Here is a 2,282-nt window from a genome sequence, read left to right as displayed (position 1 = left end):
GTCATGCTGTTGGTCGAGTCCCCAGGTCCACTGGATCGATCCGGCCGAGAAGACAAGCGCGCCGCTGGGAGCGCGATACAGCGTCACATGGTGAGTGGTAGTGCCTGCCAGAACGTTGGTGCCGTAGTCCTGCAGGTATTGCTGGGTCGGCCCCGTTGTGGTGGACAGGCGGATGAGTCCGACGGGACGGAAGCCGTTGTCGACATCCTCATTCGACTCATAGCCGATGGTGTGGCTGGCGAGCGCCTGGGTCGATCCGGCGGCAAGGGACGTGAGCGTGGTGTTGCGCCACAGCCGCGTCTTGCCCTCGGTCGCGCTCACCGTCACCGGGAGGTCGCTGAAGTTCGCCATGTATTCGGTGCCGGTGAGACCGTTCTCCGGCAGTCCGGCTCCGTTGGCCTGCGAGGCGAACCGGGGGTCGCGCCAGGTGCCGGTCCACACCGGCGAGCTGGTGTCGAGCTTCTTCTGGGCCCACGTCTCCTTGTACGAGACGAGAGTGCGGTAGGACATGCTCGTGCCGCTCGTCGACGAGTTCTCGTAGCGCGTGTGCCAGTAGGCCTCGTTGCCGGAGAGGAACTGCATGTTGACGCCGGCATTGCGCGCGGCCTCGACATTCGCCCGCTGGCCTGTCGACCAGTACTCGTCGTGACCCACGGAGAGGAACACGCTGTGATTGGTGAGGTTGGACCCGAACCGGTCGGTGTCCACGCCGCTGAAGTAACTGACGTCGTAACCGTTCTTCTCGAGGAACCTCACCATCGCGTATTCGTGGGAGAAGTAGAAGTCGCGACCCGAATTCTGGGCGCGGGTGGTGACCGGGCGGTTGTAGCTGATCTTGTAGGCACGACCGTTCGCCGCGCCCTGGTAGAAGTCGGAGCCGCCGTAGGTGTTGTAGGCCTGCCACGTGGGATCGGAGGTCTGGAAGAGCACTGCCGAGTGGCTCGCGAGATCGCGAACGACGAAAGTGATCTGGCTCTCGCCGCCGGTGTCGGTTCGTTTGAGCAGGGCGAAGTACACGCCGGAGACGGCATCCGTGGGCACGTTCCAGGATGCCGAGACGCCCCAGTTGCCGCAATCGTAAAGCTCGGTCGTGATATCGGTGACGCACTGCGGTTGGGTCTGCGGCAGAGTGGCAGACGGCGTGACGGTGGCGATCTGGCGCGCACCGAGCCCCTGGTAGTAGCCGGTGCGGAAGATGGTGATCGAGTACGCGCTAGCGGTGGTGTCGATCTTGAAGTCGACGCTCGCGCCGACGTTCACGCTGACATCGGTCGAGAAGCCCTGGATGCTCGAGTCGCCGGCTCCGTTGATATCCCAGACAGACGGATCCGTTCCCGGTTTGCTGTTCTCACAGGCGATCGTGTTCACCCCGATCGCGCAGGTAGAAGCAGCACTGACGCGGGTGACGTCGGTGACCAGGAGCAGGGAAAGCACCATTATGAGGGCAGTGCCGAGAGCGGCCAGGATCCACAGGACGCGGCGCTCGGGTACGCCGGAATGGTGCGAAATTCGGGTATATCGCACGGGGAAAGTATCGCACAATCAGATACGTACCGTTTAGCGCGGAGGAGGAAACGCTCCCAATGTCCCCCTTATTGGGGGCACGCTGGACTTGCGGACGGCGTCAGATTTCCGCGAATCGATCGGTCGCATCGATAAGCGCGGAGAGGATGCCCGGTTCATCGAACGCGTGGCCCGCATCCGGCACCATCACAAATTGCGCCTCCGGCCAAACGCGGTGCAGATCCCAGGCGGTCACTGCGGGAGTGCAGATGTCATATCGACCCTGAATGATCACGCCGGGAATGTCTGCGATCAGGTGTGCATCACGGATCAGTTGGCCGTCGTCGAAAAAACCACGATTGACGAAGTAGTGGTTTTCGATTCGGGCGAAGGCCAGCGCATAGCGCGGGTCAGAAAAGGTGGACACCACGTTCGGCGTGGGCAACAGCGTGATGGTGGGTGCCTCCCAAACCGACCACGCCACAGCGGCCGGCCCATGGATCGCGGGATCCGGATTATTCAGCAGCCGTGAGTATGCCTGAATCAGCATATTGCGCTCCTCGACTGGAACGGGAGCAAGGAAACCCTCCCAGGCATCGGGGAAGACTGCCTGTGCGCCGCCCTCGTAGAACCAGTCGAGCTCTGACTTGCGGAGCGTGAAAATGCCCCTCAGCACGAGTTCAGACACTCGACTCGGATGCGTCTGCGCATAGGCGAGCGCCAGCGTGCTGCCCCAGGACCCGCCGAATACCAACCAACGGTCGATCCGCAGGTATTGT

At 62.5% G+C, this 2,282-nt stretch carries 2 protein-coding genes; both read right to left on the bottom strand.

Translation table 11 applies throughout. From position 1 onward, the window contains the following. Positions 1-1,524: N,N-dimethylformamidase beta subunit family domain-containing protein (locus tag H7290_RS20580; protein WP_366927663.1), on the bottom strand; the 1,524-nt coding region annotated here is incomplete at its 3' end. 100 nt (positions 1,525-1,624) lie between these two features. Continuing rightward, on the bottom strand, positions 1,625-2,282 hold a 658-nt coding region (gene pip, locus H7290_RS20575; protein ID WP_290515886.1), incomplete at its 5' end, for a prolyl aminopeptidase.

Origin of the sequence: Aeromicrobium sp. (assembly GCF_014378035.1) — a bacterium.
GTDB lineage: Bacteria > Actinomycetota > Actinomycetes > Propionibacteriales > Nocardioidaceae > Aeromicrobium.
The sequence above is the reverse complement of the archived record's forward strand: the minus strand, read 5'-3'. Positions and strand labels throughout refer to the sequence as shown.